11 protein-coding genes are annotated in these 14,786 nt (G+C 59.5%); 5 read left to right on the top strand and 6 right to left on the bottom strand.

Going from position 1 to position 14,786, the window contains the following annotated elements; genetic code table 11:
- Positions 1 to 48 precede the first annotated feature (48 nt).
- From DCS96_RS12340 to DCS96_RS12315, 6 genes are all read right to left on the bottom strand, one after another.
- Complete coding sequence (locus DCS96_RS12340; protein ID WP_116474713.1) at positions 49 to 750, bottom strand: glutamine amidotransferase-related protein; 702 nt, start codon at positions 748 to 750, stop codon at positions 49 to 51.
- A gap of 19 nt (positions 751 to 769) precedes the next feature.
- Entirely contained in the window at positions 770 to 1,933 is a 1,164-nt protein-coding gene (locus tag DCS96_RS12335) for an iron-containing alcohol dehydrogenase (protein WP_116474712.1), read from the bottom strand.
- 9 nt (positions 1,934 to 1,942) lie between these two features.
- Positions 1,943 to 3,334, bottom strand: coding sequence for an aldehyde dehydrogenase family protein (locus DCS96_RS12330; RefSeq protein WP_116474711.1), 1,392 nt, complete (start codon positions 3,332 to 3,334; stop codon positions 1,943 to 1,945).
- 27 nt (positions 3,335 to 3,361) lie between these two features.
- Positions 3,362 to 4,732, bottom strand: coding sequence for a glutamine synthetase family protein (locus tag DCS96_RS12325; protein WP_116474710.1), 1,371 nt, complete (start codon positions 4,730 to 4,732; stop codon positions 3,362 to 3,364).
- Positions 4,733 to 4,819: 87 nt separating this feature from the next.
- The gene (gene eat, locus DCS96_RS12320; RefSeq protein ID WP_116474709.1) at positions 4,820 to 6,256 is read right to left on the bottom strand and encodes an ethanolamine permease; all 1,437 of its coding nucleotides are present in this window, start codon (positions 6,254 to 6,256) and stop codon (positions 4,820 to 4,822) included.
- A gap of 330 nt (positions 6,257 to 6,586) precedes the next feature.
- Positions 6,587 to 7,564: a LysR family transcriptional regulator gene (locus DCS96_RS12315; protein WP_198650060.1), complete on the bottom strand. Its 978-nt coding sequence runs from the start codon at positions 7,562 to 7,564 to the stop codon at positions 6,587 to 6,589.
- Positions 7,565 to 7,675: 111 nt separating this feature from the next.
- Between DCS96_RS12315 and DCS96_RS12310 the strand changes: the two genes are divergently transcribed.
- From DCS96_RS12310 to recG, 5 genes are all read left to right on the top strand, one after another.
- Positions 7,676 to 7,876 carry a hypothetical protein gene (locus DCS96_RS12310; protein WP_116474708.1) on the top strand — a complete coding sequence of 67 codons (201 nt, stop codon included), beginning with the start codon at positions 7,676 to 7,678 and terminating at the stop codon, positions 7,874 to 7,876.
- 80 nt (positions 7,877 to 7,956) lie between these two features.
- Positions 7,957 to 8,877, top strand: coding sequence for a DMT family transporter (locus DCS96_RS12305; protein WP_116474707.1), 921 nt, complete (start codon positions 7,957 to 7,959; stop codon positions 8,875 to 8,877).
- Between the two features lie 338 nt (positions 8,878 to 9,215).
- Positions 9,216 to 11,006: an aminopeptidase P family protein gene (locus DCS96_RS12300; RefSeq protein WP_116474706.1), complete on the top strand. Its 1,791-nt coding sequence runs from the start codon at positions 9,216 to 9,218 to the stop codon at positions 11,004 to 11,006.
- A 173-nt stretch (positions 11,007 to 11,179) separates the two neighbouring features.
- A complete protein-coding gene (pssA, locus tag DCS96_RS12295; protein ID WP_116474705.1) occupies positions 11,180 to 12,529 on the top strand; it encodes a CDP-diacylglycerol--serine O-phosphatidyltransferase in 1,350 nt (449 codons plus the stop codon).
- A 115-nt stretch (positions 12,530 to 12,644) separates the two neighbouring features.
- The gene (gene recG / locus DCS96_RS12290; RefSeq protein WP_116474704.1) at positions 12,645 to 14,717 is read left to right on the top strand and encodes an ATP-dependent DNA helicase RecG; all 2,073 of its coding nucleotides are present in this window, start codon (positions 12,645 to 12,647) and stop codon (positions 14,715 to 14,717) included.
- Positions 14,718 to 14,786: the final 69 nt, after the last annotated feature.

The raw sequence follows: 14,786 nt of genomic DNA, 5'->3' as shown, positions 1-14,786 counted from the left end.
AGGGCTGCAACCGCAGCCCTTTTTCATGGTGTCATGATCCAGCCTTGCTTACGTTTTCATGAAGGTCAGTATCCAGCGCGCCAGCAATTGATCATCCACTTCCGCATTGAGTGACGCCAGTGCTTCCCGGTAACGATTGGGCGGAAAACGTTCGAGCCGGGTTGCCATCAGGTCGGCCGAATAGGGTCGGCTGAACTCGGGGTGTCCCTGTATGCTCAGGAAATGATCCTGATACTGCACCATATAAAAAGGACAGAACTCGCTGCTGGCCAGCACTTCCGCGTCGGCCGGCAAGCGGCTGATTTGATCCTGATGGCTGACCACCAGATCAAGAGCCCGGGATTGAGGCTCCATCCAGGGTTTCATCTGGTGGATCTGGTTGAACGACACCCCTATGCCCCACCCTTTCTCCGACTTGACCACCTCCCCGCCCAGGGCCTTGGCGATCAGCTGGTGACCGAAACAGATTCCCACCAGCTTGCGCTGTTCCTGATACAACAAGGCCACAAAGTCGGCCAGACGATTGCTCCAACTCAGGCCATCGTTCACCCCGTGGCGACTGCCGGTGGTGATATAGGCATCACAGACAAAGGGATCTTCCGGCAGTTCGTTATCCAGGGCCCGATATACCTCAAACTCCAGACTACTGTCCACGGCGGTCAGTAACTGGCGGATCATCTGCGGATAATTGCCATGCCGCGGCTGCAGTTGTTCCAATACATCGTCGCACTGCAAAATACCTATCTTCATCGGCGTTCCTTAACCGGCCTCACAAGGTGCCGGTGATAGCATTGCGGCACAGCTGTTCATACTGCTCTGCCGTAAACGGGATGGGATTTCCGCCGGCCGACGGGTCTACCGCCGCCATGGCGCCAATCTGTTCGGCCCGGTCCAGTTCAATACCGATCTCGCCCAGGCTGGATGGGATACCCAGCTCGGCCCTCAGGGTCAACACCCAGTCCAGGAAACCGTTAAAGCCGCCGTGCTCCAAGCCCAGGTAGCGGGACAACCGCTCGATAGCCGGCGTAATGGCCTCTTCGTTGGCCTTGAGCACATAAGGCATGAGAATGGCGTTGAGCAGGCCGTGATGGGCGTCATACAGGGCACCGATGGGATGAGCCAGAGCATGCATGCCGCCCAGCCCCCGCTGAAAGGCGGTGGCCCCCATGCTGGACGCCACCAGCATCTGGCAACGGGCTTCCAGATCGCTGCCGTCCCGCACCGCTCGCGGCAGATAGGTATGGATCAGACGAATGCCCTCGAGGGCAATTCCTTCCGCCATCGGATGATACCCGGGGGCGCAAAAGGCCTCCAAATTATGAGACAGGGCATCCATACCGGTGGCGGCGGTAATCTTGCCCGGCAGACCGACTGTCAGCCCGGGATCCAGGATCACCAGCGCCGGCAGCATCTTCGGATGAAAAATGATGCGCTTGATATGGTTGGCCTGATCGGTGATCACCGATGCCCTGCCGACCTCGGATCCCGTCCCCGCCGTGGTCGGCACCGCCACCACAGGCGCCACCCCTTCTTCTTTCACCCGGGACCAATTGTCCCCTACATCCTCGAAATCCCATAGAGGCCTGTCCTGGCCAACCATCAAGGCAATGGCCTTACCCGCATCCAGCGCGGAGCCTCCGCCCAGGGCAATCACACCGTCGTGCCCGCCCGCCCTGTAGGCGGCGACCCCGTCTTCGACGTTTTCTCCGGTCGGGTTGCCCTTGATGGCGGAAAACACCGCCAGCTTCATGCCCTGCTCCCGGCAGACGGCCACAATGGCCGGAACCATGGGCAGGGCGGCCAGGCCCGGATCCGTCACCAGCAGGGGGGCAGTCATACCCAGCTGACGGCAGGCGTCGGCCAGCTCCCTGATGCGTCCATTGCCTACTTTGACCTGAGTGGGATAATTCCAGTTGGCGACATAGGTAGTCATAATCTCTCCTCAGTTCGGCAGTTTGATATGAAAAGACTTGGGTCGGGTCAGGCTTTCGTAACCCAACTTCGACAGGGTACAGCCCCGCCCGGATTGTTTGACCCCGGTCCAGGCCAGGCCCGGGTCCAGGTAGTCACAGCGGTTGATAAAGAAGGTGCCGGTATGCAGCTGTTCGCCGAGGCTAACCCCGGTATCGATATCCCGGGTAAAGATGGCGGCGGTCAAGCCGAAATCGCTGTCGTTCATTAGTGCAATGGCTTCTTCATCGGACTGCACCTTCTGAATGCCCACCACAGGGCCGAAGGACTCTTCCATCATCACTCTCATACTGTGGTTGACCCCGGTCAGAACCTGGGGCGCCAGATAGGGGGTGCCTGGCTTGTCCAGGGGAAAGTCCGCCGGATTGATATGGGCGGTGGCACCCTGGGCGACCGCCTCGGCTATCTGGTCACGCACAAAATCAGCGGCACCAGCACGCACCAGAGGCCCCAGGGTAGTATTGGGATCATCAGCACGACCCAGCTGGTAACCCTTGACCAGGGCGATGGCCTTGTCCACGAAGGCATCGTGTACATCCGCATGCACATAGATACGCTCTATGCCACAGCAGGACTGACCCGAGTTAAAGAAAGCGCCATCGATGACGGTATCCACAGCCTGATCGATATCCGCATCGGCCCGCACATAGGCCGGATCCTTACCACCCAGCTCCAGTCCGACGCCGATAAAGCGCCCGGCTGCCGCCTGTTCGACGGCGGCTCCGCCTGCAACCGAACCGGTAAATGCCACATAGTCCACCTCGGGGGCCTGGATCAGGCCGGTGGTGTCCGGGTGAGAAAGGTGTAGATATTGGAACACACCTCTCGGCAGACCGGCAGCGTCAAAGGCCTCGGCCAACCGCTCGGCGCACAGCGGAGTCTGGGCGGAATGCTTGAGGATCACCGTATTACCCGCCATGATGGCCGGCATCACCGCATTAATGGCGGTAAGGTAGGGGAAGTTCCAGGGGGCGACCACCAGCACCAGGCCCAGGGCCTCGCGCTTGATATAGCGCTCGAAACCGGGCTTTTCCGGCAAGCGCACCGGCGCCAGCGCTTCTTCCGCCACATCTATCATGTAGCGCGCCCTTTCGGCCAGACCATCGACTTCACCGCCGGCATAGCGGATTGGACGCCCCATCATCCAGCTGATTTCTTCGGCAATCGCTGCCTTGTTGGCCACAAAGGCGTCTACCGCACGTTGGCACAGGGCCGCCCGCTCGGCCACCGGCACCCGACTCCACTGCCGCTGAACCTGCTTGCCGAGACGCAGTGCTTCTGTGACGGCCGCCTGGTCAGCAAAGGGGCGTTCCACATAGACACTTCCGTCGATGGGAGAAATCGTTTTTACCTTGTCGTTCATATGACACCTGACTCCATAAGAATAGGGTTAGATAATTTCGAAATAGCGATCCATTTCCCAGTCGGTAATGTGTTTGCGGAACTCCCGCTCTTCCCATTCCCGGGTGGCGGCAAAGTGCTCGACAAATTCATTGCCGAACATTTCCCGCGCCGCTTCCGACTGTTTCAGGCGCTGGGCCGATTCCCACAAGGTGCGGGGCAGGTTGAGGTACTCGGGATGCTCCTGCTCATAGGCATTGCCCTTTATTTCGGCTTCCGGCTCCAACTTGTATTTAATGCCGTACAAGCCAGCCGCCAGCGCCGCCGCCAGCGCCAGATAGGGGTTGGCGTCGGCCGAGCCCAACCGGTATTCCACCCGCTGGCTCTTGTTGCTGCCGGGTATCACCCGCAGGGCGGTGGTACGGTTTTCTACGCCCCAGGTCGCTTCGGTCGGCGCCCAGAAACCGGGGATCAACCGGCTGTAGCTGTTCACCGTTGGCGCCAGCATGGCCAAAAATTCCGGCATCAGCTTCTGCTGGCCGGCGATAAAATGCCGCTGTAACTGGCTCATGTTGTGAGTCTGACTCGGGTCATAGAACACATTGGCGCCGGCATCGTCATAGAGGGAAATATGAATGTGGCCGCTCTGCCCCGGATAATCACCGGACCACTTGGCCATAAAGGTAGCCATTAGGTTGTTTCGCTGGGCCAGCACCTTCATGAATGTCTTGAACAGCGCGCCCTTGTCGGCGGCATTTTCCGCATCATCCACCGCGATGGCCGCTTCCAGCACACCGGGGCCGGTTTCGGTGTGAATGCCTTCCAAGGGAAAGTCCATGGTCTCACCCAGATCCATGATCTGGTGGTACAGCTCCGCATGCACCGAGTTACGCAATACCGAATAACCGAACCAGTCAGGCGTCAGCGGTTCCAGGTTGCGGAACCCTTTCTGCCGCACAGACTCGGGGGTTTCCTTAAACATGAAGAATTCATATTCCAGCGCCGCCTTGGCATTCAGCCCCATGCTGTCGGCCATCTCCAGTACTCGCCGGAGTGTTCCCCGCGGACAAATGGCCTCGGCCTGCCCCGTAAACTCGCACAGGAACAACAGCATGTTGTCCTCCATCGGCAGTTCGCGACAGGTGTGAGGCAGGATCCGAACCTCGGCGTCGGGATAGCCATTATGCCAGCCGGTATATTTGACGTTGTCGTAGAGCTGATCCTTGGAATCCCAGCCCAACACCACACTGCAGAAGGCGAAGCCGCCTTCGAGGGCCGAGAAAAACTTGTCTTTCCTCAGATATTTCCCCAGCAACACACCATCCTGATCGAATACCCCTACCTTGACGTGGGTGAGACCCCGCTCTTCGACTATCTGGCGAGCCTGTTCTGTATTGGTTACCTGTCTTGGTTCTAACATATTGTCACCTTGGTTCCTTGTCGATGTACGAGCCAAATTCACTCTGGCCGTATTCAGGCCCGGCCAAGCCGGGCCTGCAATATAGGGTTATTGCAATTCGGCTTCTGCCTGGGCGATGGCGGCAAACTCCTCTTCCGGTGCCTGAGCGACCAGGCACTTGCGGCTGTAGAAAAAGAAGTAGCCGACCATCAGGGCATAGAACAGAGCCGACCACAGAGCGGCCTCCACACTCACCAGGAAGGTGGAAATAAAGGCGGCTATCGCCAGTAGCAGGGCAAGGCTGGTGGTCAGAATGCCACCCGGCGTCTTGTAGGGCCGCTCCATATCGGGCTCGCGCAGGCGCAGCACTATGTGGGACAGCATCATCATGGCGTAGGAAAGGGTGGCTCCGAACACTGCCATGGTGATCATCAGATCACCCTCACCGCTCAGCGACAGCATGAAGCCGATCACGCCCGGGATGATCAACGCCAGGGTTGGCACCTTGCGCTTGCTGGTCAGCGACAGAAAGCGGGGCAGGTAGCCGGCCCGGGACAGGGCAAATACCTGACGGGAATAGGCATAGATTATCGAGAAAAAGCTGGCGATTAGGCCCGCCAGACCGACCAGATTCACGAAAGAGGCCAATTGTGAATCACTGCCATACACGGATTGCAGGGCTCCCACCAGCGGTGCTCCATGAGCCTGCATCAGATCGGCGCCGGCGGCACCAGGCGCCAGGAACAGCACGCAACCCCCGAACACCAGCAGAATCACCATGGCGGTAATGATACCTCTGGGCATGTCTCTGGCCGGGTCTCCGGCTTCTTCAGCCGCCAGCGGCACCCCTTCGACCGCCAGAAACAGCCACATGGCGAACGGCAGCGCCGCCCAGATCCCCATATAACCCTGGGGCAGGAAGTCGGATGCCCCCACGGCAGTTGGGTTGGTGGCGATATTGAACAGGTTGTCCCACTGGAAATGGGGAATGAGGCCGATGATGAACACCAGTATGGCCACCGCCGCCAGGGCGGTAATACCAAACATGATTTTCAGTGCCTCACCGGCCCCCCACAGGTGGATACCGACGAAGATCGTGTAAAAGAGGGCATACACCAGGGGACCATCCAGGCCGAACAGCTCATTGACGTAGCCGCCGATAAAGATGGCGATGGCAGCCGGCGCTATGGCATATTCGAGCAGGATGGCAGTGCCGGTCAGGTAACCGCCCCAGGGACCAAAGGCCCGGCGGGCAAAGCTGTAACCACCACCGGCGGTAGGCAGGGAAGAAGATAACTCGGCCAGGCCCAACACCATACAGATATACATGGTGGCCATCAGTATGGTAGCTACCAACATGCCGCCGAAGCCACCCTGGCCCAGACCGAAGTTCCAGCCGGCGAAGTCACCGGAAATCACATAGGACACCCCCAGACCAGCCAACAAAATCCAGCCGGCAGCGCCTTTTCTCAGCTGTCGTTTTTCCAGATAGTCCTGCGATACCGAATCATAGGACACTGTTTTCGTCATTTCGTACTCGGACATAACTCACCCTCATCCTTTGTGGTGTGTTTGTTGGTTCGAAGACTGGCAGACATCGAATCGACGAACTCCAGCATTCCTTGCGAGTCTTCAATTGTCGGAGTCAGTCTAAAGCCGGCTGAAAACATCTCAACAAGCATCACTTTTTGTTTGAAGAGCACTATAAGATTTACAAATAGTACTTTCATTTCAATGTGATAGGTAAGGATTGATAAATTAAGGTTGCCCGGAAGGAGGAGACATGAATTCGATAGACAGATATCAAGGCGCGGCGGGTCTGCTCACCGGCTCCTGAGCTCCGCCTCGAAATCTAGCGGTATTGACATAAATTATTCAGTGCGAGAGCTCACCAATTTCGATCATCTCGCTTACCCAGGGCAGGTGTCGGGTGACCTCTGACAAATACTCGCTAGTCAGGATATTCCGGATATCATCGGCGATGACCTGAGGTAACTCGTGCAGCTCGTGCTTGCGGGTCAGCAGGGTCAAGTTGCGATAGAAACTGCCTCCGGGTATCGGCAGGCAGCGTACCTGTGACAACCAGATCCCGCTCTGGAACAGACAAAGCGGCGTAGTGATGGTCCAGCCCAGACCAGCCGCTACCATAGAAGAAACCGCATAGCTGTTGTCCATAACCAGCCGATGCGGAGGCTCCAGACGGCGGTAACGAAGATTGCGTTCGATACGTTGTCCAATAAGGGAGTGGGCGGGATAACGAACAAAATCCAGTCGTTTTATCAGAGATTCAAGCTGTTTGACCTCGCCGGTGAATGTCTTGGGCAAAACCAGCATGAAAGGCTCGCGCAAAATGCGGAATCGGCTTAATTCCGGATAGTCCATCAGAGCATCATCGGAAATGATGATATCCACACTGCGTGAAAGCAGGGATTCTCCATGCATATGAGACAGACCTGTGGTCATCGACCACTGCTCGGTATGACGCTTGACCGCATCCGCCAGCGGTTTGCCCACAGCAGTGGCCAGTGAGTCCACCAGAGCGATGCGCACATGACGCAGTTTGTCGAAGCGGCCTTTTTGCATGGCCTGGCTGGTCATCCTGGCTTCCTTTAACAGCTGGCAGGCTCTGTCATAAAAGAAACGGCCGGCACGGGTGATGGCAATGGGCCGCACAGAACGATCCAGCAGTTGGGTATTCAGGCTCTTTTCCAGATTGGACAGATTCTGGGAAATCGAGGATTGGGTCATGCCCAGATTTTCCGCCGCCGCCGTCATGTTGCCACTGTCTACTATCTGTACGAACACTTCCAGTGCCCTCAGATCGAAACCGAAAGAATGATGCATGGTCTTCATCTAAATCCTTAACATCCACTTACTGTAATGGTTCAGTAACCTAATGAACATGGACGACAGGCACAAATACTCCGGGCTGAATCCCGCTATACTCGTTCGAGGAGACTTATTATGCTGATGTGGATACTCTTGCTCGCCAGTGCCGCCCTGCTGCTGTTCCTGTTTATCAATCACGGCCGCTCCCGGGTGGATCTGGCAACCCGGCTTGATGCCCTGGAGGCAGACAACCGACGGCTGCAGGAGCGGGTAACCACCCTGGAAAGCCTGGTGCTGGAAAAGGAAAAGCAGCGTCCCTTCGACGAACTGAAATGATAGGCTCGACTCGCTCCCCCTTGCCCGGCACACGCCGGCTCCCTACACTGGCCCATTCTGTGCACGGGTTGATAACCACAATGAAAGATCAAAAGAAAGCCTATCTGTTCGGCCTGGGGGCCGTCGCCTGCTGGTCAACGGTGGCGACCGCCTTCAAGCTGTCCCTGAACCATTTTTCTCCGCCCCAGCTGCTGCTGGTGGCCACCGCCAGCTCCATCCTGGTACTGCTGGGGCTGCTCGCCCGTAAGGGCAAGCTGGCCCTGCTCGGTACCTACCTGCAGGCCCGCCCCGGTTTCTATCTGTTGCTGGGGCTGCTCAATCCTGCACTCTATTATCTGATCCTGTTCCAGGCTTATGACCGGCTCCCGGCACAACAGGCACAAACCCTGAACTATACCTGGGCCATTACCCTGACCCTGCTGGCGGTGCCTTTCCTGGGCCAGAAGATTCGCAAGCAGGACTGGATAGCCATCGTGCTCGGCTACCTGGGGGCCATGGTGATCGCCACCAGGGGCAACCTGCTCAGCCTGGATTTTGACGACCCCCTGGGGGTCGCCCTGGCGCTTATCTCCACCCTGATCTGGGCCGGTTACTGGATACTCAACACCCGTAATCAGGGGGATCCGGTCGTCGCGCTGACCCTGAGCTTTATGCTGGCGTTGCCGGTGATTGTACTGGTCACCGCCGTCTGGTCCGATTTCAGGCTCACTGCCTGGCAAGGCTGGGTCGGCGCCATCTATGTGGGGCTGTTTGAGATGGGCTTCGCCTTCGTGATGTGGCTGATGGCCATGCGTTACGCGGAGAACACGGCACGCATCTCCAACCTGATTTTCATCGCACCGTTCGCCTCCCTGCTGCTGCTGCGGCTGCTGGTCGGCGAAGAGATTTATACCGCCACCCTGGTGGGCCTGGTGATGATAGTGGCGGCCCTGCTTATTCAGCAGATCAAGGGGCCGGTGCGGGCCTCGCGCCCGTTTGCCAAGGGTCGGAAGGCGGAGTAGAGTGACCAAAACCAGGACCGAGTACGATGTCAGATAAGCCGGGCTCTTCATAAGCCCCTGACCCAGCCGGTCGTTGAAAACCGTTGGGCTCGCCTGTTCGATGGCCAATTCGAGGAAGCCGCATCCCCTGGTGCGGGTTGCTCGTATCAACCAGGTCAGCTTCGATATCGTTGGATGGAGCTGCTCCTCTCCCGCCGGGGTACCCTCCCCGCCGGACGGGAACATGCCCAGCCGTTGCCACTGTGCCGTCATATCAATGCCGCCGCCCTGTCGCAACAGCATATTGGATCGGCGGGTCAACCATTACACAACTGCTCACATCTCGTTAAGGAAGCTTTATGATGCACGCCAACCGTCTTGCCGATCTGCGCCAGAGCCTGCAGCAACAGGGCCTGGATGCCTTTATTGTTCCCCATGATGACGAGCACCTGGGTGAATATATTCCTCCCTATGCCGAACGGCTGAACTGGATTAGCGGCTTCAACGGTTCGGCCGGGGCCGCGGTAGTGCTGACCGGACAGGCCGCCATCTTTGTCGACGGTCGCTACACGGTGCAGGTCCGCCACCAGTGCGACCCGGCGGTGTTTGAATTCCGCCATCTGATCAACGAACCCTATCTGGACTGGCTGACCGAGCGGCTTGCCCCCGGTGCCCGGGTCGGCTTCGATCCCAGGCTGCACAGCCAGAAGTGGTATCAGGATGCGGATACCAGGCTGGCGGCAAAAAGCATTCATCTGGTACCCATGAGCCATAATCCCATCGATCAGCTCTGGCATGACAGACCCGTCCCCGGTCATCACCCCGCCAGCCCGCTGGACCAGGAGTTCAGCGGACAGCACAGCGAGGCCAAACGCCACCGCATCGCCGAAACCCTGGCTGCCGGCAACATAGACGCCCAGCTGCTGACCCAGGCAGAACCGATCAACTGGCTGCTCAATATTCGCGGCCGAGACATTCCCTGCCTGCCGGTGGTGCTGAGTTTCGCCCTGCTGCATCAAGACGGCCGGGTGCAGCTGTTTGCCGAACCCGACAAATTCACCGAGCTGGACCTGCAGGCCCACTGCGGCCAGGACGTGATCCTGGCGCCCTTGGATGCCTTGGAACAGGCGCTGACCGAATTGGGTCAGCAGGGCGCACGGGTACAGCTGGATCCCGGCACCGCCAATGCCTGGAGCGCCCTGGTGCTGAGTCAGGCAGGTGCCGAACTGGTCTATGGGGACGACCCTTGCATGCTGCTCAAGGCCTGCAAGAATCCGGTCGAGGTTCACGGCAGCCGCGTCGCCCACCTGCGCGATGCCGCCGCCGTGTGCCGTTTTCTGGCTTGGCTCGACCGCCGCCTGGCCGAGCCAAACCCCGAGTTGGAAGACGAGGGGACCCTGGCCGACAAGCTGGCCGACTGCCGTCGACAGAACCCGGAGTTTATCGAGCCCAGCTTCAGCACCATATCCGCCCTGGGGCCCAATGCCGCCATGTGTCACTACCATCATGCCAATGGCGTGCCCCGCCGTCTGGGCCAGGATGCCATCTACCTGGTCGACTCCGGGGGCCAGTATCTGGACGGCACCACCGACATCACCCGTACCGTGGCGGTCGGCCAGCCCGATGACGACATGCTCAAGCTGTTCACCCTGGTGTTGCGAGGCCATATCGATCTGGCCCAGGCCCGTTTCCCTGCCGGCACCGGCGGCCTGCAGCTCGACGCCCTGGCCCGCATGCCGCTGTGGCAACAAGGCTATAACTTCGATCACGGTACCGGCCACGGGGTCGGCCACTTCCTCAGCGTGCACGAAGGTCCCCAGCGGATCTCACCAAAGGGCAGCATGGTGCCGCTGACCACCGGCATGATAGTGTCCAACGAGCCCGGCTATTATCGGGAGGACGCCTTCGGCATCCGCTGTGAAAACTTGGTGGTGGTGCAACCCGCCGCCACCGACGGTGACATCCCGGTGTTCGAACTCGAAACCCTGACCTTCGTCCCCTTCGACCGGCGGCTGATCGACTTGTCCTGGCTCGAGCACAAACACATCGCCTGGCTTGACGACTACCACCGGCAGGTATGGGAAAAAGTCAGTCCATGGCTGGACGGCGAGGATCTGGCCTGGCTGGAGCGGGCCACCCAACCGCTGTAACGTCAAAAGCGGGGATTGGGGACTCGGGATTGCCCGTTCCCGGATCCCCATCCACCTATCCCGGCTTTCCATGCAGCGATTTGCCGCCCTTCCGATAAATTCGGTACACTGCCCCCGAATTTTGTCGTTTAAGTATGGTCTTAAACGGCAACCTATTTTCTTCAGGGTTATCTATGCAGCTAGCGAATTACTACAGAAAATTGCTCGAACGCATGCCCAAACTGGCGGTCGACGCCGACCAGGTGCAGGTGCTCCATTCTGCCAAGGCATTCAAGCAACGGTTGCTGGAACTGATCAGCAGGGCTCAAACCCGCATCTACCTGGTCTCCCTGTACCTGCAGGATGACGAAGCCGGCCGGGAAATTCTCACCGCCCTCTATGAAGCCAAGCAGGCCAACCCCGCCCTGGATGTCCGCCTGTTCGTCGACTTTCACCGGGCCCAGCGCGGCTTGATCGGCCATCAGGGACAGGCCGGCAATCACCTCATGTATAAAGAGTTCGCCGCTCGCTATCAACAGCAAATAGCCATCCACGGGGTTCCGGTCAAGGGCCGGGAGATCCTTGGGGTATTACACCTCAAGGGATTTATCTTCGACGATACCCTGCTCTATTCCGGCGCCAGCCTGAATGATATCTACCTGCATCAGCAGGATAGATACCGCTTCGATCGTTACCACGAAATAACCGACCCGCCCCTGGCACAGACCATGGTCAACTATATCCACAAGCTGTTTGCCGATAACCCGGCAGTGCCCTCCCTTACCCAGACGGATATCCCCCGGGCCCGCCAGCTGCGCAACGAAATTCGCCAGTTCAAGCAGGCGCTGCGTCGTACCCAGTACCAGTTCCGCGATACCCTCCGTAACCCGGGACAGGTCAGCATCACCCCGCTGGCCGGCCTGGGCAAACGCGGCAACCGGCTAAACCGCGCCATCCGTACCCTGGTGCGGGGCACGCGCCAACGGCTGTTTGTCTGTACCCCCTATTTCAACCTGCCCAAGCCGCTGGCCAGGGATATCCGCAACCTGCTCAAGAAAGGGATCGAGGTCACCCTGGTACTCGGTGACAAGACCGCCAACGATTTCTATATCGCGCCGGAAGAGACCTTTCGCACCATCGGCGGCCTTCCCTACCTGTACGAGTCCAACCTGCGTCGCTTCGCTCGTGCCAACCAGACCTTTATCTATCAGGGGCATCTCAATATCATGCTCTGGCGCCATGAGCGCAACTCCTATCACCTCAAGGGGCTGTTCGTCGATGATGACCTGGCGATGATCACCGGCAACAACCTCAACCCCCGTGCCTGGGGCCTGGATCTGGAAAACGGCCTGCTGGTGCAGGATCCGGAGTTGTTGCTTAGCTCCCGTTTCGAGACAGAACGACAAAATATCCTGACCCACTGCCAACGCATCGAGCATTTCAGCGAGATAGAAGAGCTGGCCGACTATCCCCAGGCGGTACAGAAGCTGCTTAAACGCGTCCAGCGTACCCGCGCCAATGTGCTGCTGAAGCGACTGCTCTAAAGCGGGAAGCCATCAGCTAAAGCTGGAAGCCAGCTCATCGCATCTTCCGGCTTCGCGCTTCCAGCTTCCCACTCTTGTTGCTATCCTCTGTAAATATTTACAGTGTAGGGCCGCTATGAATCTGGACAAGATGCCGCTCAGCCTGCTCAAGGGCGTGGGTGATAAGATGCAGGAAAAACTGCACCGTCTGGGCCTGGAGACGGTGCAGGATCTCTTGTTCCATCTGCCCCTGCGCTACGAGGACAGGACCCGGGTCTACCCCATCGCCGGCTTGGTGCCCGGCATGCATGTCTCCGTGGTCGGCGAGATCACCGACAACCGTCTGGTATTCGGCCGCAAGCGCATGCTCACCTGCCGGATGCAGGATCACAGCGGCTCGCTCACCCTGCGTTTCTTCAACTTTGCCGCCGCCCAGAAAAACAGCCTGACCGCCGGCACCCGGCTGCGGGCCTACGGCGAGGTCCGTCCCGGTCACCATGGACTGGAAATCATCCATCCCGAATACAGCCTGCTCGGTGACGGCGAGGCCGTATCCGCAGAGGCTAGCCTCACCCCTGTCTATGGCACCACTGAAGGGCTGCGCCAGCTCAGCCTGCGCCAGCTGACCGAGCAGGCGCTGCAGCTGCTGGAACAGCAGCCGCTGCAGGAGTGGCTCCCCGAGGGCCTCTACCCCCACCAGCTCGGATTGAACCAGGCGGTACGCCTACTGCACCGGCCACCGCCCGATGTGCCGCTGGAACAGCTGGAGCACGGCACCCACCCGTCCCAGACCCGGCTGATCATGGAAGAGTTACTGGCTCATAACCTGTCGGTATTGCAGGTGCGTGAACAAAGCCAGGCCCATGCCGCCCGCCCCCTGCCCTGCCCCCAGCCCTTAATAGACAATTTCCTGGCCCGGCTGCCCTTCGAACCGACCGGCGCCCAGTCGCGGGTGGTGGCCGACATCCGTCGGGATCTGCAAAAGCCGGTGCCCATGATGCGCCTGGTACAGGGCGACGTGGGTTCGGGCAAGACCCTGGTGGCGGCCCTGGCAGCACTGCAAGTGATCGGCAATCAGGCCCAGGTAGCGCTGATGGCGCCCACCGAACTGCTGGCTGAACAACATGCGGCCAACTTCGCCGCCTGGCTCGAGCCACTGGGCATAGAAGTGGGCTGGCTGGCGGGCAAGGTCAAGGGCAAGGCCCGCACCGAACAGCTGGCCAGGATCGCCAGCGGCGAGCTGGCAATGGTGGTGGGCACCCATGCCCTGTTTCAGGAACAAGTGGTCTTCAACGCCCTCGAGCTGGTCATTATCGACGAGCAACACAGATTCGGCGTGCATCAGCGCATGGCACTGCGGGAGAAAGGCAGCCAGGGCGAAGTCTGTCCCCATCAGCTGATCATGACCGCCACCCCCATTCCCCGCACCCTGGCGATGACCGCCTATGCGGATCTGGATACCTCTATCATCGACGAGCTGCCGCCCGGGCGCAGCCCGGTCACCACAGTTGCCATCCCCGATACCCGCCGCGATCAGGTGATTGCCCGGGTACGTGAAGTATGCCGGGAACAGGGCCGTCAGGCCTACTGGGTGTGCACCCTGATCGAAGAGTCCGAGGTGCTGGAATGCCAGGCGGCGGAAGACACCGCCACCCAATTGCTCGCACAATTGCCCGAGCTGAAGGTGGGCCTGGTGCACGGCCGGATGAAGGCGGCGGAAAAACAGGCGGTGATGACCGACTTCAAAGACGGCGGACTGGACCTGCTGGTGGCCACCACCGTGATCGAGGTGGGGGTGGATGTACCCAATGCCTCACTGATGATCATCGAAAATCCGGAGCGGCTGGGCCTGGCCCAGCTGCATCAGCTGCGCGGCCGGGTCGGTCGGGGCGCCACCGAGTCCCACTGTGTGCTGCTCTACCACGCACCGCTGTCAAAAACCGCCGGTCAGCGGTTGGGGGTGTTGCGGGATACCGCAGACGGCTTCGTCATCGCCCAGAAGGATTTGGAAATCCGTGGCCCGGGCGAGTTGCTCGGTACCCGTCAGACCGGCCTGGCCGACCTGAAGGTTGCCGACCTGGTGCGGGATCAGCACCTGCTGCCCGAGGTCCAGAGGCTGGCCCGGTACCTGGCGGACCGGCACCCCCAGGCGGTGGCACCGCTGATCCGTCGCTGGCTGGGGCTGCGCGACCATTTCGGCAAGGTGTGAACCCACCGGTTTGCCCGCCGCGCCAAGCCGGGTATGATGGCTAAGTCACGGATTTAAAAGGGATGATGC

Source organism: Zobellella maritima (genome assembly GCF_003075035.1).
In the GTDB taxonomy this organism is placed as follows: domain Bacteria; phylum Pseudomonadota; class Gammaproteobacteria; order Enterobacterales; family Aeromonadaceae; genus Oceanimonas; species Oceanimonas maritima.
The sequence above is the reverse complement of the archived record's forward strand: the minus strand, read 5'-3'. Positions and strand labels throughout refer to the sequence as shown.

Coding starts and splice junctions, on each gene's coding strand:
- DCS96_RS12340 (WP_116474713.1), bottom strand. CDS start 750: ATGAAGATAGGTATTTTGCAGTGCGACGATGTATTGGAACAACTGCAG.
- DCS96_RS12335 (WP_116474712.1), bottom strand. CDS start 1,933: ATGACTACCTATGTCGCCAACTGGAATTATCCCACTCAGGTCAAAGTA.
- DCS96_RS12330 (WP_116474711.1), bottom strand. CDS start 3,334: ATGAACGACAAGGTAAAAACGATTTCTCCCATCGACGGAAGTGTCTAT.
- DCS96_RS12325 (WP_116474710.1), bottom strand. CDS start 4,732: ATGTTAGAACCAAGACAGGTAACCAATACAGAACAGGCTCGCCAGATA.
- eat (WP_116474709.1), bottom strand. CDS start 6,256: ATGTCCGAGTACGAAATGACGAAAACAGTGTCCTATGATTCGGTATCG.
- DCS96_RS12315 (WP_198650060.1), bottom strand. CDS start 7,564: ATGAAGACCATGCATCATTCTTTCGGTTTCGATCTGAGGGCACTGGAA.
- DCS96_RS12310 (WP_116474708.1), top strand. CDS start 7,676: ATGCTGATGTGGATACTCTTGCTCGCCAGTGCCGCCCTGCTGCTGTTC.
- DCS96_RS12305 (WP_116474707.1), top strand. CDS start 7,957: ATGAAAGATCAAAAGAAAGCCTATCTGTTCGGCCTGGGGGCCGTCGCC.
- DCS96_RS12300 (WP_116474706.1), top strand. CDS start 9,216: ATGATGCACGCCAACCGTCTTGCCGATCTGCGCCAGAGCCTGCAGCAA.
- pssA (WP_116474705.1), top strand. CDS start 11,180: ATGCAGCTAGCGAATTACTACAGAAAATTGCTCGAACGCATGCCCAAA.
- recG (WP_116474704.1), top strand. CDS start 12,645: ATGAATCTGGACAAGATGCCGCTCAGCCTGCTCAAGGGCGTGGGTGAT.